26 protein-coding genes, 1 rRNA gene and 1 riboswitch are annotated in these 26756 nt (G+C 45.4%); of the genes, 5 read left to right on the top strand and 22 right to left on the bottom strand.

Annotated elements, in window-relative coordinates; genetic code table 11:
• The 4 genes from NV381_RS32245 to NV381_RS32230 form a co-directional block, all read right to left on the bottom strand.
• Positions 1-214, bottom strand: a 16S ribosomal RNA gene (locus tag NV381_RS32245); the annotation flags it as partial.
• A 448-nt stretch (positions 215-662) separates the two neighbouring features.
• The gene (locus NV381_RS32240; RefSeq protein ID WP_308862384.1) at positions 663-1436 is read right to left on the bottom strand and encodes a thiazole synthase; all 774 of its coding nucleotides are present in this window, start codon (positions 1434-1436) and stop codon (positions 663-665) included.
• A gap of 52 nt (positions 1437-1488) precedes the next feature.
• Entirely contained in the window at positions 1489-1689 is a 201-nt protein-coding gene (gene thiS, locus NV381_RS32235; protein ID WP_258217417.1) for a sulfur carrier protein ThiS, read from the bottom strand.
• Positions 1690-1792: 103 nt separating this feature from the next.
• Positions 1793-1930: riboswitch (TPP riboswitch) on the bottom strand.
• 68 nt (positions 1931-1998) lie between these two features.
• On the bottom strand, positions 1999-2868 hold the full coding sequence (locus NV381_RS32230; protein ID WP_258217413.1) for a nucleotidyltransferase-like protein: 870 nt from the start codon (positions 2866-2868) through the stop codon (positions 1999-2001).
• Positions 2869-2989: 121 nt separating this feature from the next.
• Here NV381_RS32230 and NV381_RS32225 point away from each other — a divergent pair, with 121 nt between their 5' ends.
• Complete coding sequence (locus NV381_RS32225) at positions 2990-3331, top strand: DUF2614 family zinc ribbon-containing protein (protein ID WP_171650843.1); 342 nt, start codon at positions 2990-2992, stop codon at positions 3329-3331.
• A 156-nt stretch (positions 3332-3487) separates the two neighbouring features.
• Here NV381_RS32225 and NV381_RS32220 read toward each other — a convergent pair whose 3' ends face one another.
• The 6 genes from NV381_RS32220 to NV381_RS32195 form a co-directional block, all read right to left on the bottom strand.
• Positions 3488-5224, bottom strand: a complete 1737-nt coding sequence (locus tag NV381_RS32220) for a glycosyl hydrolase family 18 protein (protein WP_258217412.1) — start codon at positions 5222-5224, stop codon at positions 3488-3490.
• Between the two features lie 226 nt (positions 5225-5450).
• Complete coding sequence (locus NV381_RS32215; protein WP_258217411.1) at positions 5451-5888, bottom strand: Fur family transcriptional regulator; 438 nt, start codon at positions 5886-5888, stop codon at positions 5451-5453.
• 108 nt (positions 5889-5996) lie between these two features.
• Positions 5997-7253 (bottom strand): DUF4097 family beta strand repeat-containing protein, encoded by a 1257-nt coding sequence (locus tag NV381_RS32210; RefSeq protein WP_258217410.1) that lies wholly within the window; start codon positions 7251-7253, stop codon positions 5997-5999.
• Between the two features lie 36 nt (positions 7254-7289).
• A complete protein-coding gene (locus NV381_RS32205; RefSeq protein ID WP_258217409.1) occupies positions 7290-7922 on the bottom strand; it encodes a hypothetical protein in 633 nt (210 codons plus the stop codon).
• A 33-nt stretch (positions 7923-7955) separates the two neighbouring features.
• Positions 7956-8432, bottom strand: a complete 477-nt coding sequence (locus tag NV381_RS32200; RefSeq protein WP_258217408.1) for a hypothetical protein — start codon at positions 8430-8432, stop codon at positions 7956-7958.
• The gene (locus NV381_RS32195; protein ID WP_258217407.1) at positions 8383-8985 is read right to left on the bottom strand and encodes an RNA polymerase sigma factor; all 603 of its coding nucleotides are present in this window, start codon (positions 8983-8985) and stop codon (positions 8383-8385) included. The genes NV381_RS32200 and NV381_RS32195 overlap by 50 nt, the downstream gene beginning before the upstream one ends.
• A 257-nt stretch (positions 8986-9242) precedes the next feature.
• Between NV381_RS32195 and NV381_RS32190 the strand changes: the two genes are divergently transcribed.
• Positions 9243-10982 (top strand): hypothetical protein, encoded by a 1740-nt coding sequence (locus tag NV381_RS32190; RefSeq protein WP_258217406.1) that lies wholly within the window; start codon positions 9243-9245, stop codon positions 10980-10982.
• On the opposite strand, the gene NV381_RS32185 is transcribed toward NV381_RS32190, so the two are convergent.
• The 6 genes from NV381_RS32185 to NV381_RS32160 form a co-directional block, all read right to left on the bottom strand.
• The gene (locus tag NV381_RS32185; protein ID WP_258217405.1) at positions 10948-11418 is read right to left on the bottom strand and encodes a GNAT family N-acetyltransferase; all 471 of its coding nucleotides are present in this window, start codon (positions 11416-11418) and stop codon (positions 10948-10950) included. The two genes, NV381_RS32190 and NV381_RS32185, sit on opposite strands and share 35 nt — an antisense overlap.
• Positions 11419-11613: 195 nt before the next feature.
• Entirely contained in the window at positions 11614-13059 is a 1446-nt protein-coding gene (gatB, locus tag NV381_RS32180; RefSeq protein ID WP_258217404.1) for an Asp-tRNA(Asn)/Glu-tRNA(Gln) amidotransferase subunit GatB, read from the bottom strand.
• Between the two features lie 26 nt (positions 13060-13085).
• Positions 13086-14546 (bottom strand): Asp-tRNA(Asn)/Glu-tRNA(Gln) amidotransferase subunit GatA, encoded by a 1461-nt coding sequence (gatA, locus tag NV381_RS32175; RefSeq protein WP_258217403.1) that lies wholly within the window; start codon positions 14544-14546, stop codon positions 13086-13088.
• Positions 14547-14600: 54 nt separating this feature from the next.
• A complete protein-coding gene (gene gatC / locus NV381_RS32170; protein ID WP_258217402.1) occupies positions 14601-14888 on the bottom strand; it encodes an Asp-tRNA(Asn)/Glu-tRNA(Gln) amidotransferase subunit GatC in 288 nt (95 codons plus the stop codon).
• A gap of 373 nt (positions 14889-15261) precedes the next feature.
• Complete coding sequence (locus NV381_RS32165) at positions 15262-15816, bottom strand: DoxX family membrane protein (RefSeq protein WP_258217416.1); 555 nt, start codon at positions 15814-15816, stop codon at positions 15262-15264.
• A gap of 415 nt (positions 15817-16231) precedes the next feature.
• Positions 16232-16612: an ATPase gene (locus tag NV381_RS32160; protein WP_258217401.1), complete on the bottom strand. Its 381-nt coding sequence runs from the start codon at positions 16610-16612 to the stop codon at positions 16232-16234.
• 107 nt (positions 16613-16719) lie between these two features.
• Here NV381_RS32160 and NV381_RS32155 point away from each other — a divergent pair, with 107 nt between their 5' ends.
• Complete coding sequence (locus NV381_RS32155) at positions 16720-17835, top strand: HupE/UreJ family protein (RefSeq protein WP_258217400.1); 1116 nt, start codon at positions 16720-16722, stop codon at positions 17833-17835.
• A 59-nt stretch (positions 17836-17894) separates the two neighbouring features.
• Here NV381_RS32155 and NV381_RS32150 read toward each other — a convergent pair whose 3' ends face one another.
• From NV381_RS32150 to NV381_RS32125, 6 genes are all read right to left on the bottom strand, one after another.
• Positions 17895-19535, bottom strand: a complete 1641-nt coding sequence (locus NV381_RS32150) for a stalk domain-containing protein (RefSeq protein WP_258217399.1) — start codon at positions 19533-19535, stop codon at positions 17895-17897.
• Positions 19536-19792: 257 nt separating this feature from the next.
• Positions 19793-20050, bottom strand: coding sequence for a YqkE family protein (locus NV381_RS32145; protein WP_258217398.1), 258 nt, complete (start codon positions 20048-20050; stop codon positions 19793-19795).
• A gap of 126 nt (positions 20051-20176) precedes the next feature.
• Positions 20177-20803 carry a metallophosphoesterase gene (locus NV381_RS32140; RefSeq protein ID WP_258217397.1) on the bottom strand — a complete coding sequence of 209 codons (627 nt, stop codon included), beginning with the start codon at positions 20801-20803 and terminating at the stop codon, positions 20177-20179.
• On the bottom strand, positions 20796-21884 hold the full coding sequence (locus NV381_RS32135) for an ABC transporter ATP-binding protein (protein WP_258217396.1): 1089 nt from the start codon (positions 21882-21884) through the stop codon (positions 20796-20798). Before NV381_RS32135 ends, NV381_RS32140 begins: the two co-directional genes overlap by 8 nt.
• Before the next feature lie 48 nt (positions 21885-21932).
• Positions 21933-23636 carry an ABC transporter permease gene (locus NV381_RS32130; RefSeq protein ID WP_258217395.1) on the bottom strand — a complete coding sequence of 568 codons (1704 nt, stop codon included), beginning with the start codon at positions 23634-23636 and terminating at the stop codon, positions 21933-21935.
• A gap of 12 nt (positions 23637-23648) precedes the next feature.
• Complete coding sequence (locus NV381_RS32125) at positions 23649-24737, bottom strand: extracellular solute-binding protein (RefSeq protein ID WP_258217394.1); 1089 nt, start codon at positions 24735-24737, stop codon at positions 23649-23651.
• Between the two features lie 203 nt (positions 24738-24940).
• On the opposite strand from NV381_RS32125, the gene NV381_RS32120 reads away from it, so the two are divergent.
• Both NV381_RS32120 and NV381_RS32115 read left to right on the top strand, forming a co-directional pair.
• On the top strand, positions 24941-25903 hold the full coding sequence (locus NV381_RS32120; RefSeq protein ID WP_258217393.1) for a LysR family transcriptional regulator: 963 nt from the start codon (positions 24941-24943) through the stop codon (positions 25901-25903).
• A 130-nt stretch (positions 25904-26033) separates the two neighbouring features.
• Positions 26034-26669 carry a DUF2306 domain-containing protein gene (locus NV381_RS32115; RefSeq protein WP_258217392.1) on the top strand — a complete coding sequence of 212 codons (636 nt, stop codon included), beginning with the start codon at positions 26034-26036 and terminating at the stop codon, positions 26667-26669.
• Positions 26670-26756: the final 87 nt, after the last annotated feature.

The raw sequence follows: 26756 nt of genomic DNA, 5'->3' as shown, positions 1-26756 counted from the left end.
ATTGCTCCGTGTTTCATGAACAGAACATGCGTTCCATCCAGCTATCCGCTCTTAGCTATCGTTTCCGATAGTTATCCCGGTCTTACAGGCAGGTTGCCTACGTGTTACTCACCCGTCCGCCGCTAACTGTTCCCGAAGGAACAATCCGCTCGACTTGCATGTATTAGGCACGCCGCCAGCGTTCGTCCTGAGCCAGGATCAAACTCTCCATTAAAGTTGGTCACGAAGACCGTTTAACGCAAGCTTGTCTTAAGCTCAAAAGTAATACTAGCGAGAATTTACATTCTCTATTTTAACACTCACTCGTTGTTCAGTTTTCAAAGGGCAATCGTTGACAAAGCGATACTTTTTGTTCCATATCTTCTTTTGTCATTTGTTGTCGCTGTTTTTAGCGGCGACTTTCTTAATATACCACATCGACCCAGTTGATTGCAAGTGTTATTTTTTAATTTATTTCATAACATCACTTGGTAAAGCTTTCTAAATCAACTTGCCTTTTTAGCGGCGAGGAGTAATATATCATGGGCTAATATATAAAGTCAAGCATAAAACTAATCTTTTTTTAAAAAGAAGAAAAAAGAGAACCGCCTCATTAACAAGGACTTGGCTCTCTCCCACTATCCCTCACTTATTATGACAAATATGTTCGGTATCTATGCCCCTTATTCTATCATGCCTTCCTCAGGACTACTTGCAGAAGCATAGCGTTTTTTTGCAATACGTCCTGCCAAGAAGCCTTTACGCCCTGCGATAACGGCAAGCTTAAATGCTTCAGCCATTAATGCCGGATTCCCTGCACCTGCAACTGCAGTATTCAACAATACTCCGTCAGCCCCAAGCTCCATAGCCAGAGCAGCATCTGCAGGCCCTCCAATCCCAGCATCCACAATTACAGGAACTTTGGCCTCTTCAATAATAAAGCGCAGCTGATTCGGATTAGCTATACCCTGTCCTGAACCAATCGGTGACGCTCCCGGCATTACCGCAGCAGCACCTGCCTCCTGAAGCTTGCGAGCCAATATCGGATCGTCTGATGTGTAGGGCAGCACAATAAAGCCGAGATCCACCAAAATCTTGGTAGCCTCTAATGTACCTATAGGGTCAGGCAGCAACGTTCTTGGATCACCAATAACCTCCACTTTGATCATATCGCATAAACCTGTAGCTTTAGCCAGCTTGGCAATACGTACAGCCTCTTCTACGGAGTAAGCTCCAGCAGTATTAGGAAGCAAGGTAAACTTTTTTAAATCCAAGGTCTCCAGAAAATTAGGCGCTTCAGGGTTGTCAATGGGCAAACGTCGAATCGCAAATGTCAATACATCGGCCTCCGAGGCCTGTACAGCTTGATTTTGAATATCAAGAGATGTAAACTTCCCCGTTCCTAACAGCAGTCTGGATTTAAATTCATATGGACCTATCTTTAAAATGTCACTCATAGCGTTAAGCCTCCAATAGAATAGTTTAGAATAAAATCAGGGTTACAGCTCTTTAGCCCCCGCCTACAAAATGAACGATTTCGAGCCGGTCCCCTTCCTTAAGCGCCATTGAGTCATACTGTGTCCGTTCTATGATTTCGCGATTAAGCTCAACTACCAAAATTTTTTGCTCCAGCTTAAACAAAACCAATAAATCAGTAATCGTTGAAACTTCCGTTACTTCTCTGTTCTCGCCATTAATGACCAACTGCACCATGCACACCCCGCTTTCCTAACCTCTTATACCAATTAAAAATCAACAAAAAAAGCCAACCCCATAGGGGTTGACTCTGTAAATCACACTGAAAAATCAGCTTGATTACTTTCGTCCACTTCCCTACGCTGGTATCATCCAGAAGCATGCAGGCCGCATGCCAAATCAGGTTCCAAGGGTCAAGGAACAAGCTTCCTTCTCTCAGCCCCGCTTTGCAATAAGGGCTCCCCTAGTGGTATTCAATTAACACGATTATATCAGAAAATAATTTGCATGTCGCTTTATTGTGAAAATCTTATCAAACTAACCTTACATGTTCATATAACGGATTTCCAATTCAGAAACATGTATATCTGAAGTGTAGATGATTTCTTTGGCCAATGACTTTTTCACCAATCTATTGAGCAATAAAGGAAGCTCCATCCGGATATCCGCTAATTTCACATGCTGTTGAAGCTCATATAAGCTCCAGGCTTGCTCACGGCTTGATAGAACATCCAATAACATTTTGCAGCAGCGTTCCATCTTGTTCATGACAGAGAACTCACAAGCGAGCAGTACCAGCTGCACACGCTGCTTCAGAGTTTCTGTACTTAATGTCAGTTCCTCATACAGCTTGTAAACCCCGGGATTGATCGACTTGATCTGGCGCCAAACGGTTACTTCAGGATGAATTCCCGCTTCAATGATAACAATCCTGGCCCAATGATGCAGCGCATCCAAGATGTTATTGTAGGCATCCAGAACGTGATCTTCCAAAATGTATTCCTTGCTCTCCAAATATCTTCTCAAAAATCTGGAAAATTCAATGATCAGCTTATGTTCGCGCAATTCTGCCGGAAACTCCAAAGTACGGTGCCTCAAGCCTTCTAAATACGTTTCTCGATCCAGAAGAATCTCTCCTTTTAAGATCCAGTAGATAAGGTTTCGATGCTCCCCGTGCAGAATCAAGCTCTCAAGATCAGAAGGACTTATCCATCTTTCTTGTATACGGCAGTTGTCTTTTATATAATGATATTGTTGATCGGTTTTCAGGTCTTCTTTTGAGATGACCAGCAGAAGCAGATCAAATCCGTCCGTGATAGCGGAAAACAATGATGGATTATCCACCGCCAATATACTGATAACTGCTTCATCTTCACGGAGCCTGGCAACCAGCTGTTCCTTTATGGCATTCATCGCTGCAGCCTCCAAAACTCACTTTTCGTTGATACATCTTATTTCTACAAAGTTGGTCGGTTTCCTGCATTAATTATGTGACAACTATCACAATTTATTTTGGAAGAAAGAAGTGACAACGATGAAATTCAAATCAAGTAAAGTCAATGAGTTCCGGTTATGGGGCCTTTTGTTAACAATGGGCGGCATGCTGCTTATGATTGTCGGGTTGGCTGGAATTGTATTTAACTGGGGGGCTGCCGGTAAAATTATGGCCGGTATCTTTATGGTTCTGGGAGCAATAGCTATGCTAGCAAGCATGGCAGTGTATTTCTGGGCCGGTATGATGTCCACAAGCACAACCGTGATCGAATGCCCTGAATGCGGCAAACCAACCAAGCTGCTTGGCAAAACAGACCGTTGTATGTTCTGTAAAACAATCTTATCCCTGGATCCTAAACACGATCCTAATGCAAATGTTTAAACAGACAATGAATCAATAACAGATGCCTTCTTCATCCACAAAACAAGCATACTTGTCGAGGCTGAGCATACAAAGCACAATCCTATCTTCCTATTTCTACCAAAAAAAGAGCCCCCTCTACTGCAATCCGCAGCGTTAGGAGCTCTTTTTCTCATATTATTTAAGCGCGTCATCTATGATGCCCCAAATTTGTGGAGTTTCATAGCCTCTTCTCCAGGATGCGACTCCTGCCAGTCCATACTTCTTGACCAGATCCATTCTCGCTTTAATTGAGACTTCATCCTCAAGCCAAATTCGGTTAAGCTTGTTTCCTTCTTTGTACTCAACATAGTTTTGTCCTACATCCGACTTAAAAACAGGCGTCAGCTTTTTATCCTTGATCAGCTTTTGGGGATTTTCCATAAACACTGCTCTGGAGCTCACCTTGACCTTGTCGTCAACTGTTTCCTCCGTCCATATCCTTGTATAGAAAGGAATGGACAAAATGAGCTTGGAGGCAGGTATGCGGTCTTCCTTCATCATTCGAGTGAGACTGCTCTCCACCCACGGCAGAGAAGCCACAGAACCCGAGGTTGGGCTGCTGGCCCAATGCTCATCATATGCCATAAGCATCATATAATCCACAGATTCAATTAATGCTTTGCGATCATAGAATAAGGACCAATTTTCATTGGTTGATTTCGGCGTAACATCTATAGATACTACAAGTCCTTGTTCATGCATCAATGGAACCATCTCGCGAACGAACTGCACAAGCTCTTCCTTGTCCTTGACATTTACATTCTCAAAATCGATATTGATGCCCTGAAGCGAATATAATTGGGCAAAGCTCAGAAGCTGCTTGATCATTTTCATCCGTTTATCGTAGGTAGCGAGAGCTTCTGTCGTTCTTTTTGGTTCAAAACCATTGCTGAATAATCCCCAAACCTGGATATTTTGACTATGAGCCCATTTAACGTAAGCGGGATCAGCAATATTTTTCAAATTACCCTGTCCATCTTCAAGATGAAACCAGGTTGGGCTAACCACATTCAAACCAGGCATTGGCACAAATTTAGTAGCATCCGGCGTCTTGGTTACGACTTGCTCCCAAGTCAGGTTTATCTTCCCATTAATTGGCTTGAGCGGGACAAATGGTGGTGGTGTTGGCTGCTCAGGAATGACTTCCTTGCGATGCTCCTGCTGCAGATGATCCTTCTTAATGTAGCCCTGGTAACCATTCTTTAACTGAACCTTGTACCATTCCTGCTCCTCAGACCAGATCATCACCTCTTCTTGCTGGCCTACATCAACCAGAATCGGGGATTTGATTGTCGGTCCATTGCGCATCGGAATAGTCTTTGTTGGCTTATCCGTGTACGACGCCGTCTTTGCCCACTCTATCGAATCGCCTTCTTTAACCAAAATAACCGCACCTGTGTCCTTCGATTCACGAAGCTCGAAGGAATACAGCTGCTTAAGCGGCTCCATAGGTAAATATAAAGCTCCATTCACTTTCTCAAGCGGGAATTTTAAATTAAAGGGCTTCTCGTTAAGCATGCCTGTCAATTGGCTTGTACGTAAACGGATGACTTTATCCTGTGTAGTAATAATGGTTGATTCGCTTGCTTCCTCATAAATCATAGTCGGGTCCAACAGCTCCTGCACCGTTGCAAAAGGCAGCTTTAACCCTTCCTCTTTACCTTCAGCAGGCTTATCGAGCATTGCCCCCTTATAGAAGACCGGTTTAGAATTTTCATTGAAGGTAGGCGTTTCATGTTCGCTGGACGGGATAAATTGGTTAAAATACAATACAGCTCCAGCACCAAAAATAATAGCTGTAAATGTTAAAAGGAAAGGCCACTTTCTCGATTTCTTTCTTCCAGGCAATTTCGTCGGGTATTCCGGTTCCATCTTTTCACTCCCATGATGATGGTTTTTAGATCATATCATTATACGTTAATTCAAAAGGATAAGTTGCAATAACTCCCTTAAAAGTTGGACAAGCTCTTCGCGGCGATTCCGGTTGACTTCAGATGAAGCCCTCAAAAGGTCTATGAACAAAACGTGCTTGAGACCTTGATAACAAGGAACTCAAGCACGCTACGGACTCTTTATTAATCGGTTACAGAACCTGTATTTAATGAGTATGACGCACTGTTGCGCAATCAGCACAAAGCCCATACACTTCAACACGATGGCTTTTTACTAAAAACCCTGTTTCAATACCAGCCGTTCTTTCCAAATCATCAAGTGGTTTATAAGTAAAATCAACCAGCTTGCCGCATTCCTCGCATAGCGCATGATAATGATCCGACATGTCGGCATCAAAGCGGCTCGAATGATCGCCATAAGTCATTTCCCTGACAAGATGCACTTCAATGAAAACCTTGAGATTATTATACACGGTAGCTACACTCATACTTGGAAAACGGGGTGCCAAGGCTTTGTAAATCTCATCTGCAGTAGGATGTGACATCGTTTTTAAAAGATAGGCAAGAATCGCATGTCTTTGTGGAGTCATACGCACGCCTGTCATCTTTAACTTGGTTAATGCTTGCTCCATCCTGGAATCCATGCTGCCTCACCGCCTATTAATTCATAAAAAAGGGTTTGATTTATTGTAAGCGGCATTGTTTCCATTTGTCAATCAAGTTAACAGTCCATTTCACAATTCCTCTACAAATCATTCTACAGCTTGGATGGACAAGGAGCCTTTTGTTTCGATACGTATATCATGCTTTCCACTTCCAATAGTTCCTTCGATCTTATTTTTACGAATTTGGAGCGGCAAATTTGAATGGATTTGGCTATTTTGCCCTTCGCCTTTTAATTTGTAGTCTCCGCTTGGCGGCAGCTTTAATGTAACTTTACCATGACTCGTTTCCACATCCCAGTTTCCATTCACAATGCGGCTGGTTACTTCAACGGAGCCATTGGTTGTATGAGCTTTCAGCTCTTGAGGGGCATCGGTGACTATTATGCCTCCGTTCGTTGTCCCGGCTTCTATAGAGCCTGTTACGCCAGCTGTCCTTAATCTTCCGTTAGTAGATGTAATCCGCGCATTTCCTTGATGGTCATCTATCTCAATGGAGCCGTTGGTCGTCCCAAGCTGCATATTTCCTTTTGTTTTCGCTGCTTTGATGGCTGCGTTGGTAGACTCCAAATCCAGATTGCCATTAATGGAGGTTACCTGAATTTCACCATTGGTTGTGCGGACCTTCAAGTCTTTTTTGAATGTGAGCTGATCTGCTTTAAATTTACCGTTGGACATTTCAAGATCCATGCTAACTTGTACCCGAGACGGCACCGTAATAACCATATCTATACTTGGTCTTCGGGTCATCCATGGCGGTCCATCACCGAACGTCTTGCCTTCTGTAATAAGCTTAAGATTATTGCCATCCAGGCTATTCTTCAACTGGGTTTGGTCGGCAATAGAAGCCGCCTCTTTCTCGTCACTCAGTGCAACATAAACGGTCATATCAATTAGCAGCTGGTCCGAGGTACCCGATTTAACGGTTACACTCCCGTTGCTGTGATTAAGGACAGATATATGATCAACTCCCGCAGGGATGGGGATAGAAACAGTCTCTTTCTGAAACTTGCTGCCTTCCCCGCTCATCATTGATCCCCAATGATTGGAAAGATTTATTTGGCCAAACCAACCACGAATCGTCTCCGTAGACTGCGTACTGCCAATAACAACCGCCGAAATAAGTACTGCAAATACCACGCCGCCAACATCCAGCTTCAGCTGCTTATCACTTTCTCCATACTTCATATTGAATGCGATGTACTCCAAGCCCAATGTAATAAACAAGACCGGCCACCAGTCGATAAGCAGACTCGTCCAATGGGTTCCGGCATATTGGTCCGTCATCACTGCAGCACCGACAGCTATCAATAATAACGCCGCTGTAAAGCGCCCCGCTTTGCGCATGATCTTTGCGCTCCTTTCTCTCATAGAGGCATTGTATTATTTTTTGGTCGATTCTCTTAAAAACATAACAACGCCGATAACGATCAGAATAATCGCACCAATCGAAGATCCAAGCAGTTCGAAGATACTATTGAGCCACGCCGGCTTACTGCTGACCAGGAATAAAATGATACCGCCTATAACAAGTAAATAACCAAGGCCGCTTCCCTTCGACAGCTTCTTGAAGGAACGATTTACCGATGAGTCAGCATCATCTATAGGATCCGTATATGACCCGCTCCACTGGCCGTTCACTTTATCCGTTTGCTGCAATGCGTCAAATATGTTGTAAAAATAAATGACCGGGATAAACAGCGAGAACAAAACAATCAATGGAATACTTGTACTGGCATTGGTGGCATAAAACACTATCGCAAAAATATTTAAGATCAGCAAAAGCATGATCGTCATCCCACGCTGCATTAAACCCAAATATAGCTGACCGGTACCTGGCACTAGAAAAGAAAGAATTCCTGAAACAACTTTACTTTTGCGAGGCCGAATCCTGAATGGATCGAATGTATTCTGCTGCTTGGAGGAGTTGGAATTCCACCGTTCCATTCGCTCTCGTATAAATGCTTCTTCTTGGTCTTCATCCGTTTGATACGGTTTTTTGTTTGGTTCTTCCATGTAGGATAACCTCCGATCCTGAGCGTAGTTTTATTAGGATAACAATTGTATAGAAATTCGTGTAACGACAGATTCGATAGCAGCAACCCGATTTTGAACGTCTGCTCCCCAACTATCTGCATTAATTGAAATGATTTTCCCAATTATACCAGAATTAATAAATAAATAGGTTGCTGCCACAGCAATAAGCCCATTGACAAGCTCGGAGCGATAGCGCTTTACCTTAGATGCTCCTGGCTTCTGATTAGCGGATGGTGGTACCGCCTGGTTACCTAAAGTTGCTCTGGATTCGGCATTAATGGACTCCATAATACGGTCCTCAAGCATAGGCGGAGCAGCAAGCAACGGCATTTGATCAAGCAGAAATTCCATTTCGAGAAGGGTATGCAGACGAGTTCGGCAGCTAGTGCATCCATGAATGTGCTTTCCCATTTTATTAAATTCCAGTTCCGAGCACATTCTATTTAGATACCGCTGCAGTTGACGATCGTTCAGATGTAAGTTTTTCATTGTTGCGCACCTCCTGCCATTTTTGTTTAAGCAAAGCCTTGCCACGATATAGACGGGTCTCAATTGTTTTCAAAGGTAGCTGGGTCGCTTCTGCAATTTCATGATACGATAGCTGTTTGAAATGATACAAATACAAAATAAGCCTATATTTATCTGGAAGCTCCGCAAGAAGCCGCTGCACTGTCTCCTGCTCTTCTTTTTGCAATGCCATGGCTTCAGGCTCCTCCTGCCGCTTGCCCATCCATCCCTTTACTTTATCCAAAATAGCCTCGTACGGCTTGCGCCGCTGCGATCGCCGGAAGTCTGTAACCAGATTAACGGTTAAGCGATACAACCATGTAGTAAATTTGGCATCCCCCCGAAATTGACCTAATGACCTGTACAGTTTAATAAAAATATCCTGAGTCAAATCTTCGGCGGTTTCGCGATGCTCAACCATGCGATAGACGAGCGTATAAATATACTGGCTATGACGCTCTATCAAGAAGCGGTAAGCTTCCTCATCGCCTTGACGGATTTGGTCAACCAGTTGTTCATCCGTCAATTGTTCCATCGTTTCACCGCCTTTATTTTTCATTCTTTTCAGTTAGACGATATCATTCGAAGAAACCCTTCAAATTTGAAGAACATTTTTATGAAAGTAGGGAAGGTAGAAGTTTATTTTACCATGGTTGACGTTATTCGTTTAAAGATGTTTTTGACAAAAGAACGGTTGACTTCCATTTCAGCTCCGTTACACTAATATAATGACACAAGGATCCAAATTGCTGCTATTGAAGTAAGACAGATAAGAAATCGGGAGGAACTGTAATGACTGGTCAAACACATAGTGTAACTGAACGAAGAAATGCCATACGCAAATTGGCTGCACGCAAGGCTATTGAGCTTCCTTTGCTGCCAAGCGGATTCTGGTTCCATAGCGATATTCGCGATAATTTCTACTATGCTACCCACCTTTTCGCTTCATGCGTTGAGCGGAATGGGGATGACAATATGAATGAAGAACAGAGAAATACGGCAATGCAATTAGCTGTCGATATGATCGGGAACGTCTTGAAGCTTCAGGTTCAGGATTCAAACCATCCCATGTACGGACATTGGCCGTTAGGACTTGGAGACAATCCAGCGGCAGCCAAAGCGCATCCATTGCCAGTCGAGCTTATGGGCTGCTTAATTATTTTATTCTACAACAAATATCAACACACATTGCCAATAGGACTGAAAAGCGATTTAAGCCTTGCGATACTTCATATTTATCAAAGTGATGTGTACCGTCACCCGCTGCAGCAAATCCACCATCATGAGGCTAAACATACAGCATTAAAACTGCTTCTAGCCCATCAATTTGACGACAAGGAGCTGTTGGAGCAGGGCTTGAGCTTTCTTAAGCAGCAGCTGCAGCACATTAAGAAATTCGGATTTAAAGAATATGGATGTCTGCCGTGGCACTGGCATTGGATTCAAGCCTTTACATGTGTATGGGAATTGGTGGATAACCCGAATGTTCAGAGGATTGTAAGTGAAATGCTGGACACATTATGGCGCATACGTGCCGATTATTATTTAAAGGGTACTTGGGTAGGCGCCCAATCACGCCAATGGCCGCACGATGGGCCGCTGGACAACAACACCCTGCTTGATTACATTGCTTTCGGTGATTTTCCGGAACCGGTCGCTATTACCCGGCTGGAGGGAGCCTCATTGTTCACTTATGAGGTCGCTGAGGATATTGTACAAAGGGCCGTTAACCGTCAACTGCCACAGGAGGTAAAGCGGACTATCCAATTCGCGGGCGTGGATGGCGTAGTAACGGAAGAGGCACATACCTATGTATATATTACGGAAGATTACGCAGCTGGAGGCGTCTGGGAACGGCGGACCGAGTTTGATAATGAGCAGCAGCGATGGGATATTACACTTCCCTTAACTTCTCAAGCACTTAAAGACAATAACCATGTCAACCAAGCGCTGTTCTTTCATCCAGGGGCCAAATATAAAAGCGGAGATGATCGTCACGCAAGTCCTTACGGTGAGGTGTTGTTTCATAAAGATTGCATAATCCAATTGTGGGAGCTTCCTTCAAGCTTACCCAGCTTAGAAATGAATGAAACATGCCAGGAGCTTGTGGGCTGCTTGCCCAAGGGAGAGTGGCATTTTGATCAGCAAAGCGGGTATGGACGCGTAGGTAATGTATATATGGCGTTTCATTTAATGAACGATTATACGCACATAGAAAAAATAGACCGTATTTCTATTACAAGTCCTTTGCAAGACGGGTTGAACGGAGTTGTAATGGAGGTTGTATCTTGTAAAGAGGCGGCTGCTCTTGGTATAGACAGTCTCGCTGATTGGGCTAAGAGCATGAATAACCAAAGAGCAGCTTATACAATAATCCCTTTCGCAGAGACGAATGGTAAGCTTAACATTGTTTACAAGACTAGAAGGAATGATGTGCTTTCCTTAACCGTTGGAACTAGTAATAATGAAAAAATGATTAACGGACAGCCTGTCACTTTTACTGATTATCCAACGGGAGAGCTACCTTCGTAAATATGGTGAGCGTTACCCCCTTTGCGATGTCCATAGTCTGATCAGGCTCATAGCCGTACTTACGATATAAGTTAACTGCCGGTTCATTCTTCGTGCCTGTCGATACTTTGATCATCATGCCGGGAATTGCCAGACTTTCAGCATATTCGAGCAGGCTGCTTGCGATGCCGCGGCGAAAATACGAGGAGTGGACCATCATTCGGCAAATGGTCAATTCCTTGGGTGATTGCTTAACTGAAACGCTGCCAGCCAACCGGTTATCTTCATAATAGCCGAAAAATAATTCCCCGGATTCGCGCAGTGTCTTGGGCGAATCCCATAACGGCGGAATTTCCTTGAAGCCGATGAGCTTGGCTTCAATGCGATAGGACAACTGCTGCAGCATAAGCAGGTCCAGCACTTGAGAGTTATCATTCAAATCAATTTGGCGAATCATAGAGGTCCCCCTCATGCGCATTAACTAAAGCTGATTAGCCAAAGTATACAACAGCGTTCTATCACAATCCACTCTCTATTTGAAATTTCTCCCAATACGACCGATATAATAGTTCCTAATTTAATTTTGAGCCAACCCATAACAAGGAGCCTTCACGCTATTCAGCGGAAGGCTCCTTGTATAATTACTCTACTGCTATTGATTCAGACAGTCCATAATTAGCTTGTTAACCAAGCCAGGATTGGCTTTGCCTTTAGTCTCTTTCATGACTTGCCCTACCAGGAAACCTACGGCTTTGTCTTTACCGGCTTTGAAGTCAACAACAGATTGTGGGTTATTAGCAACTATTTGCTCAACCACAGCTTTGATCGCTCCTTCATCACTGATTTGTACAAGACCCTGTTCCTCAACGATCGTTAATGGCCCCTTACCGGTTTCAAGCATTGCTTTGAACACGGTTTTGGCAATCTTGCTGCTAATAGTCCCTTTTTCGATCAAGCCGATCATTTCACCAAGGCCCTTGCCTGTAATCTGAACCTGCTCCAGCTCCTGATTATTGGCATTAAGGAAGCCGAGCAAGTCACCCATAATCCAGTTGGATACAGCTTTGGCATCTTTAGTGTAGTTCAAGCTTTCCTCGAAGAAATCCGCAAGCTTGATCGAAGACGTAATGACTTCGGCGTCATAACCTGGAAGATTGTATTCAGCTACATAACGTTTCTTACGCGCATCGGGAAGCTCAGGGATGCTCGCTTTAACACGTGCCTTCCACTCGTCATCAATGAATAGCCGCACCAGATCCGGATCCGGGAAATAACGATAATCATGCGCCTCTTCCTTACTGCGCATCATGATCGTCTTGCCTTGGGCTTCATCCCAACGACGCGTTTCCTGTACTACCTTGCCGCCGCTGTCCAATACATCGGCTTGACGCCATTCCTCATACTCCAGTCCCTTCTGCACACCGCGGAAGGAGTTCATGTTTTTCAGCTCAGCTCGTGTTCCGAATTCCTTCTGTCCGTAAGGACGGATACTGACGTTGGCATCGCAGCGAAGCGAGCCTTCCTCCATCTTCACATCGGATACATCGCAATACTGCATGATCGCTTTTAGCTTCTCCAGGTAAGCGCGAGCTTCCTCCGGAGAGCGCAAATCGGGTTCCGAAACGATTTCGATCAAAGGAGTACCAACACGGTTATAGTCGGCAAGTGTTGCGTAGCCTCCATCAACATGCGTCAGCTTACCTGCGTCTTCCTCAAGATGCACGCGAGTAACCCCGATACGCTTGGTCTGCCCGTTCACTTCAATCTCTATCCAGCCATGCTCACCAATTGGCTTGTCATACTGGGAAATTTGATAGGCTTTAGGTGAATCCGGATAAAAATAATTTTTTCGGTCAAACTTGCTGTCTGTAGCAACCTGGCAATTAAGCGCCATTGCAGCTTTCATCGCATATTCAACCGCCTGCTTATTCAGCACTGGCAGTACACCCGGGTGGCCGAGACATACCGGACATGTATGAGTATTAGGCGGTGCTCCGAACTGGGTGGAGCAGCCGCAAAAAATTTTGGATTGGGTGTGCAGTTCAACGTGAACCTCCAGCCCAATGACCGTTTCGTATTTTGTTTCCGTTACCGACATAGGGGATATGCTCCTTTCCAGCTTTTCTAGTCTAATGCAGGGCGCTGCTTATGGAAATCCGTGTTCTGCTCGAAAGCATGAGCTACACGTAAAATAGTTGATTCATCAAGAGCCTTGCCAATGATCTGTAAACCAACCGGCAAGCCTTCTGCAAAACCACATGGAATACTGATTGCCGGAACACCTGCGAGGTTCACAGGAATTGTCATAATATCGTTTAAATACATCGTTAATGGGTTATCCACCTGAGAGCCTACTTTGAAAGCAGTAGTTGGTGCCGTTGGTCCGATGATGACATCATACTTTTCAAATACGTTGTCAAAATCCTGCTTGATCAAGGTGCGCACCTTTTGCGCTTTCAGGTAATACGCATCATAATAGCCCGAGCTTAACGCATAAGTTCCAAGCATAATACGACGCTTCACTTCCGGCCCGAAGCCTTCGCTGCGCGACCTGTGATACAACTCCAAAAGGTTTCTCGGATTCTCTGCACGGACACCGTAACGGACGCCGTCAAAACGAGCCAGGTTGGAGGAAGCCTCTGAGGACGCAAGCAAATAATAGGTGGCAACGGCATATTCGGAATGCGGTAAGGAAACCTCTTCAACCACAGCTCCCAAGCCTTCCAAAACTTTGAGCGCAGATTGTACAGCCTCACGGACTTTAGGATCGATTCCTTCGCCCATGTATTCTTTAGGCAAAGCAATCCGCAAGCCTTTAACATCACCGCTTAATGCGCTCAGGTAGTCTGGAATGTCCACTTTAGCGGAAGTGGAATCCTTAGGATCATAGCCTGCAATTGCTTGCAGCAAATAAGCGCTGTCCTCAACGTTTTTGGTCAAAGGACCGATCTGGTCCAAAGAGGACGCAAAGGCAACCAATCCAAAGCGCGATACAAGGCCATATGTAGGCTTTAAGCCAACGATACCGCAGTACGCCGCCGGTTGACGGATGGAGCCGCCAGTGTCAGAGCCAAGTGAGAAGTAAACCTCTCCCGCAGCAACCGCCGCAGCCGAGCCGCCGCTTGAACCGCCGGGAACATGCTCCAAATTCCACGGATTGTAGGTAGTATGGAAGCTGGAATTCTCGTTGGAGCCTCCCATGGCGAACTCGTCCATATTCAATTTACCAATGGAAACGGCTTGTGCTTCCTTCAATTTGGTGACGACCGTAGCATCATAGACCGGGTTAAAATTACGCAGGAATTGACTCGCACATGTAGTAGTAACACCTTCGGTCACAATGTTGTCCTTGATACCGATAGGCAAGCCGAATAGCAATCCTCTCGAATCACTGGACCCAAGCTGCTCGTCCAATGCTTTCGCTGCCGAGCGGGCATTTTCTTCATCGAGCGTCAGGAACGCTTTAACTTTGCCGTCCACCTGTCCGATCCGTCCATAGGATTCATTCACCAAGTCGGAAACCGTTATTTCTTTGGCTTTCAGCCGATTATGTATTTCTTGTAATTTAAGATCAAATAAAGACAAAACAGCATCCTCCCTTCAAATATCGTACATTTCCGTGCTAATGCAGTTCAGGCATTATTCCAGAACAGCCGGCACTTTGATTTGTCCATCCTCTTCGTCCGGAGCATTCAGCATTACTTGTTCAATTGACAACGATGGTTTGGTTACATCCTCGCGCATTACGTTGACAAGCGGCACCGGATGACTAGTCGGCTCTACATGGTCTGTATCAAGCTCATTCAGCTTTTCCGCATATTTTAAAATAGCATTCATCTGTTGGGTGAACTTATGCTTCTCCTGCTCACTCAGTTCAAGTCTGGCCAAATTAGCTACATGCTCTACATCTTTAATTGTAATACTCATCGAATGCCCCCCGCCTTTCATAACTTTCCTTTGCATACTTCGACATCATAGCCGAAAATTCATCTTCTTATTATAGACTAGATAGAATTTGAACTCAATTATAGAATTGGTTAGTGCTGCGATAACAAAAATTGAAATAAGGGATAAGCTTCGCTCACTCCAAAACATATAAATTCTGCCCATAAGAAAAGCTTCTGATCGAAGCCCTTTCCAGGAAGACACATTCGTGTATTAGTTGTAGCTTTTCTTGCAATATCAGACTTCTTCAGCTCCGCTGGAAACTATAAAGTCTGATATTATAAAAAGACCGTGGCTTGGAAGCTCCACGGTCATCAAGACTTGCTTTATGCCAGCCTGCTTTGGCTAGACTCTTTTAGGCATGAGCTGCAGTATTGGGAGTATGAGTGCCCCCGCCTACAGCCTTTGGCTTATCACCTTTATTCCTTCTGTGCAGCGCTTTGCGGATGTAAGGCATCAGGTAGTAATCGACGCCCCATCTTCCCGCGTTCGTGCCAGCCACAAATACGATGGTTCCAAGCAGGATCATCCAAGGATTAGTGCTAACCGTTCCTGCGAACATGAACATGAAGTTCATTAGAATTCCGAAGAATGCTGCTGCTGTTGTCAAAGCTCCAAGGATTAGCCCCAACCCAACCAGCAGTTCACCGAATGGTATAATTATATTAAACAATTTAGCGTTCGGCAGTGCAAAGTTTTGTAAAAATGCGGTATACGTTGGATAGATAAGCTCATTAGTAGCTTTATCAACGAGTGGCTTTGTAACGGCCCCCTTGATAAATCCAGTGGCATCGAATCCGGCTGTAAGCTTGTGCCACCCGCCAGTAACCCACTCATAACCGACATATAACCTGACAATCAGCAGCAGCCAAGCAGCATAAACATTTTCTTGAACCCATTTTAACATGATCATCCATCTCCCTATTTAGTAGAATTGACAATCCTTAATATGAAAAAGCTAGTTGCTGTAAGAATTGTGATTATTTTCACATAACAGTCGAAAAAATTTTCATCCTATTGAGTGCATATGCAGGCGGATTATCGATGATTGGGATTTGCAGCAAGTGGTCATTTTCTTCACCATGGCACATGATCCTTTCTTTTTTAAAATCTTGATTGTGAATGGTTGTTGCTTCCCTTCCACACCTTTACTTTACCATGGACTGACAGATTGCGATGTGAGCAAAATCACATGGAACAGAAAAAACTTGCCGTCCTCCATTGCAATCCAAACCATCCTGACAGCCGCTTTTTTGGCACAAAAAAACAGCATTTCTGCGGTTCATGTACTTTCCCGCCTAAAGCTGCCCAAGTATTTGCTTAGTTTAAATCCATGCTTTTAGATTAACCTGTTTAATAAAATCAGCCTGCGACTGTACTTCCTTGACGGTTTCTACACTCTCCGCTTCCGCTTCTTCCCCATTCATGATACGGCGGAATAACTCCTCGTTACGAGTAGCCAGCGCAAAATCTATCAACGCCTCGCGTTCCAGTCTGTCTACCTCCTGCTGAACCAAAACTTCCTCCAGTTCAATATCCACAGTAGGCACAAAAAAATGCTTGTTTATTTTGGGTACTCTAACAACATAATCAAATACATTATCCGAATTGCGGTCGTAAGCGATTATATAACCGTAATCACCGACGGGCAAATTTTGCTCGAAGCTATCTGCTACGATATATACCTTTTGTCCCAAACGCAGCATATACCATTCCTCCTCAATACTAACGCGCAGAGTTTGACTCCTGCCCGAATTTGATTATTATGAACTTAGCAATGACAATAAGTAACAACAACAAGCAGAGGTGGCTAATGAACAGAGCTATGAGAGTCTGCTCTCAAATAAAATGGGTAATAATTCTACTAATTCTAGCATCTTTTTTAGCTGTAAGCAATGATAGACAGGCCGCTAGCGCTCATCCGTTAAATAATGGTTATTCACAGCTGACGGTGATGCAAAATAGCGTTAAATATGAGCTATTTATCCCTGAATACAGCCTGCAAAAGTATGATGAAAACCATGACGGCTCCCTTTCCACAGAAGAAATCACCTTATATAAAACAGAGCTGGAAAATGAACTAAGAGCTAAGGTTCGTTTGCTGCAAAATTTGGAACCCATGGATTTCAGTCTTGAGTCCCTGGAGAAAAGCACCAAGGAGTCCATTAATGGAATAACCTTTCTGATTAATTATACAAGCAGGGAACCTATCTTCGGGTTTACCATTGAGTATACAATGCTGTTCGACCAAGAAGATCCTAACCATCTTAATTTCGCCCTCATTATGAACGGCAAGGATGTGGACCAAACCATCTTTGACAGCATGCACCGCTCCTATCATTTCGAGTCACTGCATACTGCCGGACAGACTGCTGTTCTGTGGAAATATTTCCTGCTCGGCATCGAGCATATTTTACTAGGCTTTGATCACTTATTGTTTTTATTCTCACTCATTCTGGTAGCGGCAGGATATCGGGATATCGTGAAAATCGTCACTGCATTTACTGTGGCGCATAGCATCACTCTACTGCTCGCTTCCTTGGGATATGTGAGCCTGAATCCAGTCTGGATTGAAGCTGCTATCGCTCTGTCGATCTGTTATGTGGCTTTGGAAAATATAGTATCCGGCAAATACGCTATGCGTTGGGTACTGACCTTTATTTTCGGACTTGTCCATGGTCTCGGTTTTGCCGGTGCGTTGGAGGAAATCGGGCTTCCTAAAGCCTATTTCGTCAGTTCACTGCTAATATTTAATCTTGGAGTTGAGATCGGTCAGTTGGCAGTTGTATTTGCCGTGCTTCCTTTGCTGCTATGGGTGAGGCGGGGAAAATGGCGAAGAACCATTATTATCGCAGGCTCCGTTCTCATCTTTATCCGCGCCTTCTGGTGGCTGCTTGAAAGAACGGGAATGCTTCCCGGAGGGGGATAACAGCGTGAAATAAGGCATCGGCTTTTCAGCCGATGCCCGTTAATTCATCTTATATTCAATTATTTGCCGCCTAATTCAAGTTTGACAATGGAAGCGCCAATTCCTGGAGTGTTCGGATTATTCGCGCCCCGCTGCACATCAAAGTTGCTAATGTACATGGTAGTTCCTACAAAATGCAAGCTTGCCGGAAACTCCAGTATTCCTTTATTATCATTCGCCGTTACTTCAGTTACCTTGCCATTCACGGTTACTTTAACAATTGCGTTGCGCTCATTGGCACATACATAAAGATCCCCATCCGGGCCAAACATAATGCCGTCCGCACCGTATAGCAATGGATCTTTAGCAACACTCTCTACCTTACCGAACGAACCGTCGGCATTTACTTTAACCCTGTGAATCTCGCCTGAGCTCGTATTGGCAATGTAGAGAAGACCGTCTTTACCAAAGTCGAGGCCATTCACAGTGATTAACTGCTCCTTACGCTCTGCCGCAATGCCGCTAGCCCAAACCTTGCTTTCGCCATTAGGCTTCACGACATACACATTTCCGGTTGCACCGCCGCTGACATACAGGTTTCCAGATGCGTCAAATACTAATCCATTAGCCCCGTTAGTGCCGCTAACGAATGTTTCCACCAAGCTTGAATCAAAAGCTCCACCCTCTAAAGCCTTTGCCGGCACACGTAAAACGACTCCTTCTACACCTTGACCGCCACCGCTTGCCATATAGAGGTTGCCTTTACTATCGAAAACCATACCCGTGGCTGAGCGAGGTAAAACAGTCAGCACTTCAGCTTTTCCTGTCTCAGGAGCAATGCGAAATAATTGTTTGGAATCCATGTCAATGGTGTACAATCTGCCTTGCTTGTCCCCCGTCACTCCTTCGATCCGCATGCCGGTCGCTTGCTCAGGATCCAGATCCGTCAGAATGGACGTTCCAATCGAACGGAACTTGATAGCTTGCTTCACTTCAGGCTGAATTGGCTTTTGATCATTGCCTACCAGCTGGACATTCAAAGTGTGCTCGCCTGGCTTCAGGTTTTTAAATACGATGGGCTCGCCTTTAGTTATTTTCAAAGCCGATTCCGCAAGAGGATCAGCATCCAATGCTGCAAGAAGGTGGCCTTCACCTTTTTTGGATTCTTTATTTTGAGTATAATCCTTCAAGTTATGATTTAATGTAACAATAGAAGCTCGAAGCTCGCTTCCAGTCACATGTTGCTGCTCTCCAACGCCAAATACTTTAAAACCGGGCTGAGTATAGGTAGCCAGGCTCACCGTTCTAATTTGAGAATCATAGCTTATCTGATTTCCGAATGTTTCATAGACAAGGCGGACTGGCACATAAGCGCTGCCATTAATGAGCTGAAGCGGTGTTCCTGTGGCCACAGTCAGTCCATTGACTTTCTGCGCTGCTGCATCAGCCGTAAGCTGAACGGTATTACCATCCTTACTCAAAGCAAGTGTCTTGGTAGCTGCATTCCATTTAGCTTCAGCTCCTACCGCTTTAGCAATTAATTCATAGGGTGCGTACAAGCTGTTGTCTACCAAATAGGCGCGATCCGAGAACTCTGCTGCCTTACCGCTCAGCAATACCTTTAAGTCCGATTTAACTGCATCAGCTGCCATTGCCGATGAGGTTAGCGAACCCATATAAGCCAATGCCACCGCTAATGAAACCACTACTTTTTTCCGCATTACATGTCATCCCCCTTGTAAATGTATTCATCGAAAACAATTCGATAGAGCGCGTTCATTCCCCTTCATATTTTTCGAAGAACGAAATATTTATTTAACAGTATGAATGAGATTGTAATATAAATGAAATGTTGTACACATCTTATTTTAATAAAATGCGGTTATACTAATTATGACCCCTTTTTTGATATATATATATTGAAGACCCACACAGCCCGTTGCTGGTGGGTCTCTTTTTTTGTCTTATTAACTAGCTGCTATTTGTAATTTTTCCAGTCCATCCCACTTTTTTCAAGCAGATGCCCGAAATCATTATCCAGACGCTTCTGTTCGGCTTTACGCGCCTCTGCGGCTTGGTTGCGTATTTCTTCCTTGCGCTTTTCCTCAGCTGCCTTCATCTCATCAGCCTGCATTTTCAGCTTCCCCACAATTTCGGGATTTAACAAATCCTTCAAAGTGACGGGTTTGTCCTCGGAAGCTGGCTTGGGAGTCAGCTGCACTCTTTTTTTCGCCATTGTTTTCACCTCTTTAAAGTATACCAACAGTATAACAGCTTTCTTTAGCAGATTCTATGAAGCCAAGCGGTCATACGGGTCCCTAAAGTTAGGTTAAATGACAGAGCGTCTAAGGAAATCGGTTCATTACCGGCGAAGCGGCTGCAGTAAAGCAGTTCGAATTGTATGCGGAGACAGCACGGAAACATAATATTGAATGCCATTCGTCAAATCGACAAGACTTAAATAATGCCCATGCCCAGCTCCTGTATCAATACAAATCTTACCATATCCAAACCAGATTTCGTCCGGACTTACTCCAAAGCGGAAGGTTGAGGTATGTCCAAAAACTACGATCCGCCCTCGTTCAACCGGAGCATGATGGAACTCATCCCTTATTTCCGTTAAATCCTTTTCGGATTGCGCATTAAGCGGCACGCCCGGACGTAATCCTGCATGGACGAATAAATAAGGTCCGTATTCGGCAACAAGCGGAAGGCTGGAGATAAACGATATAAGCTGAGCGGGGTCCACTGATTGATCCGGAATACAGTGCAGCCATTTGCGTTCGTTATTTCCCTGTAAGGCAACCGCTCCCCCGTCCATTAGTTTGCGGATCAGCTCAAGTGTGCCTGCCGAATCAGGACCTTTATTTACATAATCCCCCAACAAATAAAGATGATCCTTAGCGGAATTATAGTCTGCATGCTTGAGAAGTCCCTCCAGCAGCCACCCATATCCGTGTATGTCTGAAACCGCAAGCAATCTACCCATCAACCGCTCCGGAGGAATTCGCGTAGATCATCGCCCGCTCCGGTTGAAGAAACAATTCCAGCCATTCGCCCGTTTCCACCCTTCTGTCATGAAATACATGCACCGGCTGTCCATCCTTCGTCTCCACGATTAATCTCCAGCATGTGCCTTCATAGATGCACTGAACAACTTTAACCGGTAAACAATTTCCTTTTTCAACATCTGACACTTCACAGACAAATATAGATTCGGGATGCAGCATAATAATAGCTTCTCCTTTACCGGTGCCGGCAGCCATCACTGTTCCGGATATTCGGCTTCCCGCCAAATGAGCACCTGGTGCTCCACCTTCTGCTAAATATCCGGTTAGCCGGTTATGATAGCCCATTAATTGGGCAACCCACGGAGTTGCCGGTTTTTCGAACAGCTCACGCGGTTCTGCCAGCTGCTCAATATTGCCGTTGCGCAATACGAGTATTCTGTCAGCCAGCGTGAAGGCTTCCATCCGGTCGTGTGTAACATAGAGCGAAGCAATGGACAGCTCGCCCAACAGTCGGGCCAGCTCATTGCGCATATCCGTCCGCAGCTTGACATCCAGATTGGATAAGGGCTCATCCATGAGAAGCAAATCCGGTTCCGTTGCAATCGCCCTGGCAATCCCTACCCGTTGCTGCTGACCCCCGGATAGCTGGGCCGGCAGCCTCTCCATAAGACCTTCCAAACGGAGTAGTGCCTGCAGCCGCTGTAATCGTTCATTCATAACAGCCGCTTCCGTCTTTCTTCGTCTCATCCCGTACTCAATGTTTTGCTTGACCGTCATATGAGGCCAAAGCGCGTAATCCTGAAATACCATATTGATAGGGCGTTTCTCCGGGGGAATGTACAGAGAGCCGTTCTCGACCGTTTTCCCCATTATCGACACTTCCCCGCCGTCGGCGCGCAGAAGACCAGCTACAATCTGAAGCAGCGTTGACTTGCCGCATCCGGATGGTCCGAGAATGCAGATGCGCTCTCCTTTACCGACCTCAAACGAAATAGGATTTAAAATCCGCTGTTGACCGAAAGATTTGCTAACATCCTTCAGCTTAAGAACAAAGCTCAAATTCAAAACCTCCTGAGAAATTCATCATTCATTTACCTGCTTGCTTACCTATCTCCGGTCAAAATAGTTGAACAGCCGCTTGCCTAAAAATTGCAACAATAGGAGCAAAACAACGACTATTCCTCCACTACAAACCGTAGCTGCAGTAGCGTAGCCATAACGTGAAAATTCGAATGCACGATCGATGACGAGAGGCATAAGCACATAATTGGGCGGCTGGAGCATTGAAGCGAGAGCCAGATCGAAGATGCCCGTACCAAATGCAGCCAACACAGCGATGAGCAGTGATTGACGGACAAGCGGCAGTACAATATGCCTCATCCTGTCGAATATACCTGCTCCTTGAATGGCTGCCGCCTTCAGCATGGAGCTCGACAAGTTCGCGAATGCTCCCATCTGCAGCCGAACAGCATAGGGGATGGCACCGGCAATGGCAGCAATGACAAGCAGCGACGGCGTACCGTACAGATGAAGCCCGATCGGCTCAAGCCATTTCTGGTTCCATATGAAAATGTACCCGATTCCAAGTACAACTCCCGGAACAGCCAATGAAACGATGGAAAACAACTGGATAACTCCCTTGAACCGGAATTCGGTAAAACTCAGAACATACGCAACGATGAATCCGATTGCCATACTTAAAACAGCCGCAACCGCAGCGATCGTCAATGAATGGGTCATTCCCTCCAAATAGCCGAGTGTCCGGTGATCCCCGCTTCCCCCGGCAAATAGCTCCGCATAGTTGCCCAGCGTCAGATTAGCTGCCGTGATACCGCCTCCAGCTTGCTTTAAGAAAGATACGGCGGCACTCGTTCCTATCGGAATACCAAGGCAGAGCGCGATAAATCCGCCTAACGTCAAATTCGCCAGCCACACCCGACGGGGTTTCTTCTTGACCATTCGAACCGCTCTTGCGTTCAGAAAATCAAACCGGGAACGGCGAATAGCGATTACAAGCATAAGCATCGCGGCTCCTAGTATAAGCACCAAGTAAAAAGCCAAAACTCCAGCCATGTCAAAGCGCACAGGAGACTGATAGATAGCTGAATAAATCGAATACGGCAGCGTAGGAAATTTATAGACGGTAGACAACGCAGCAGGAAGTCCAAAATCGCCTACCGTATCCATGAAAACAAGCGTCCAGCCCGCCAGAAAGGAGGGCATGGACAAAGGGAGCTGGATCGTCCGCCAAACCGTAAACGGCTTTGCACCGCATAGCTGCGCCGCTTGTCCGAATTGGCGGACATTCCATTCCGTTGCCGCATGTATGGCGAGATAAGCGAGCGGGTATTTGCTTAACGCCATAACAAACACAAGTCCCGTTGGTTGAAAAATAAACGAAGTCACCCATGTCCAGCCGAGCCATTGGTTGACTAGCCCGTCCGCACTGGCAAACAGCACCCAGCCTTGGGCTATCATGAACGAAGGAGCTATCAGCAGCACCCAGGATGCGCCATCCAACAGACGGGCAGCGGCAAAATCCCACTGCGCCCGAACATTGGCCAGCACCCCTCCGATAACGGTGCCAAGCGTTGCTGCACCTAAGGCTAGCGTCACGGAATTAAAGAGAGATTGTCGCCACAATGGGCGATTGAAAATTTCGGCAACCATACCTAGCCCATTGTACTGGTAGGTTCCAAAAAACAAGCCGGGAAATACAACGTTTATCAGCACAGCAAGCAAAGGCAAGAAAATGAAAACGAACAAGAGGAGGGTGACCCCGCCTCCCCAACGCGCTTCAGAAGAATTCATCGACTGTTACCCCTACTTTACGTTTTGATCGGCGAACCAGGTTTTTATTTCCACTTCATTCTTGGCCGCCCACTCCGCCGGAGGCAACAGAAACGTTCCGTCCTGCCTGCGTTCCTTTCTCATCTGTACACCTTTTACAAGCGGGGTAAAAAAGCTATCCGTCGTTTTAAGCGAAGTTAAAAGGCTTTGCGTTTCCGGCTTGAGCATAAATTCGACAAACGCTTTGGCTGCAGCCGGATTTTTCGTCCGTTTATTGATCGCGACGACACGCAAGCTGCCCGGAGCTCCTTCATCCGGCCAAACCACCTCTACAGGCTCGCCCGCCAGCTTTAATTCATAAGCATTGTGCTCTTGCAGTGCCGCCATATGAATTTCTCCGCTCAGAAGCGCTTTGCCTACCGGGCCGTTCTTCGGATAAACCCGCATGCCGTCTTTAAACCGCTGCGTATACATTTGCTCCGCCTGTTTAATCCCCCACTTGTGAAAGAAAGACGAGACAAGAGGATACGCAGGGGCAGCTACAGCAGGATCTGCATGACCAACCGGTCCCTGATAAGCAAAAAATTGATCCCAGGTTTTCGGCACTTTATCAGCCGGAACTAGCTTTGTGTTATAAGCGATGACGGCGGATGCGTGAATACCGATTGGGAAATAAGCATAGTCCTGAGGAACGAGTGAAGCTCCGTATTCATTCAATCCATTCAGATTGGCCGGCTTCCAATTCTTCATCAGGAAATCCCGATCGCCCAAACTGCGAACCGAGCCATGCCCGTCCATCATCAAAATATCCCATTGAGGATTACCCTGCTCCGCTTCAATTTTGGCCAATGCTTCCCCTCCACCATAATGTACGGCCTCCATTTGAAAACCGGTAGCTTCCGTAAATTTGGGTGCGATAAGATCGACAAAATCGTTGCCGTATAAGTAAATCTTTTTACCCGTATCCTCCGAGCTGTCTTCTGCCCCTTTGCCGGTCTTCCCCTCTGTCCCTCCGCCAACAGCTGCTGATGTCGACTGCGGACCCGTGTTTCCACAGCCAGTAACAGTTAAAGCGATTGATACACTTAAACAAAGCAGCAATCCGATAAATTTCGTTTTCATAATTTCCTCCGTCTATTGAATTGATCCATTGGGGATCTGCTTACTTTGTTTAGTATAAAGAGTGAAATTCATCCTAAGATTATCGGTACGTTAACAGAAAATTAAATAATATCTATGTTATATATGATATTATAGATAGTATCTATTTTTATTAGGCGCTGCTTTACATACATGTGGGATGGCAGGGACTCAGGAGGAAGAGGATGAACTTACAGCAGTTGAAAGTATTTGTGTTGGCTGTACAGCTTCAAAAATTGTACCTGGTGGCGGAAAAGCTGGAAATTACGCAGCCAACAGTAACGTTTCATTTAAATAAGCTTCAGGAAGATCTGGGTGTTGCTCTGTTTCATACAAAATCTTTTCATCTTATCAAGCTGACGGAAGCCGGGAAAGAGCTGTATCATTACGCTTCACAAATAAGCGCCATGTCGGCAGAAATTGCTACGCTGATGGATGGTCACCGCGCTATGGTGAAGGGGCATTTGTCCATAGGAAGTACACATACACCCGCAACCTATATGCTGCCACCCTTGCTCGGTGAACTAAAAAATAAATATCCCCGCCTGGCGATTCTGCTTGATGTCAAACCAGCTCCTTACATTGTGGAAAAAATTAAACGTTATGAGCTTGACCTCGGGATCATATCCCAGACTAGCATCAACGATCCCGATCTGGTTTACGAACCGCTCGTTCAGGATGATCTCGTCGTCATATTCCATCCGCAGCATCCACTTGCTCAGGAACAGGAGCTGACTCCGCAAATTTTGTCCGCCTATCCATTCATATCGCATGAAGCTGGCTCCATCAGCCGCAAGCTCATTGACAGCTGGGCTGAGCAGCAAAGCATTTCACTTGACATTTCCATGGAGGTTTCAGGGTCTGAAGCGATGAAAGCTGCCGTCTACCACCATATGGGCTATGCAATGGTTTCCAAAGCTTCAGTAGAATCCGATTGGAAGGAAGGTAAGCTTGCGGTCCGTTCTATTCCCAGTTGGACTCCTGAGCGATACATTTATGCCATTCGCCATAAAAACAAGCTTGTCACACCGGCGATATCCATGTTTTGGACAATGCTAACGGCAGCATTCCCTTATTCAAAGCAAAACCATTCCTTATATAACCCTGCCTCCGGCTTCGGTCTTAGTTCTAATAAAGATGATGCTTGACTGAATGTACCAATAGCAGAACTTGCAGCCATGCTTTTTATCAATTTTTAAGAAATGGTTTACAGTCTGTTTAGAAACGGATGCTAAAGTGAGGAGGGAGCTTTCTATCGAAAGGAGTGCTGCTGCACTTATGAAGCATAAATCAGGCTGGTACCTTCTGTTTGGAATTTCCATTGCCGTTGGAATTGCTGCGGCTGCTCCCTACATGACCTTGAACCCGGAAAACAGCCGAGTCGCGCTCAATCCTGCCTTCTCTTGGTATTACTTGGTGTTGGTAGCCCATATCATCACTGCATTCATCGCGCTGGCTTCAGGTCCCTTTCAATTCAGCAAGGGCTTACGCGCCAGACAACCTGTGCTTCACCGGACATTGGGCCGTTTATACGTAATATGCATAGGCATAAGCGGGATACTGGGGCTTGTTATTACGCTGTATATCACAAGCTTCGTCAAAGCGCTCGCTTTTCTTACCTTATGTATTTTGTGGCTGTTTACCGTCTGGAAAGGGTACCGAACAGCCCGCAGCAAACAATTCGATGCACATAGGCTATGGATGGTGCGAAGCTATGCAATTACTCTGGTCGCGGTAACAGCACGCCTGATCGTCCCGTTGTGTATCCTTCTCTATGCCGCGCTGCATGGATTCACTATCCCTGGCGGGCGCGAGTCCATGATAGCGAATATTTTGGAGGTCAATATTTGGATTGGCTTGGTTGTGAATATTGTTATCGTTGAGTGGTGTATGATGAAAAAGCAGCTTTTCTGACGAGGCAAGCAATACCCTATAATGTGCAAAAGAGAAAGAACCTTCAACTCCACTGTAAAAGTGGAATTAAAGGTTCTTTTGCAACCG

Source organism: Paenibacillus radicis (ex Xue et al. 2023), from assembly GCF_024722015.1.
In the GTDB taxonomy this organism is placed as follows: domain Bacteria; phylum Bacillota; class Bacilli; order Paenibacillales; family NBRC-103111; genus Paenibacillus_S.
The sequence above is the reverse complement of the archived record's forward strand: the minus strand, read 5'-3'. Positions and strand labels throughout refer to the sequence as shown.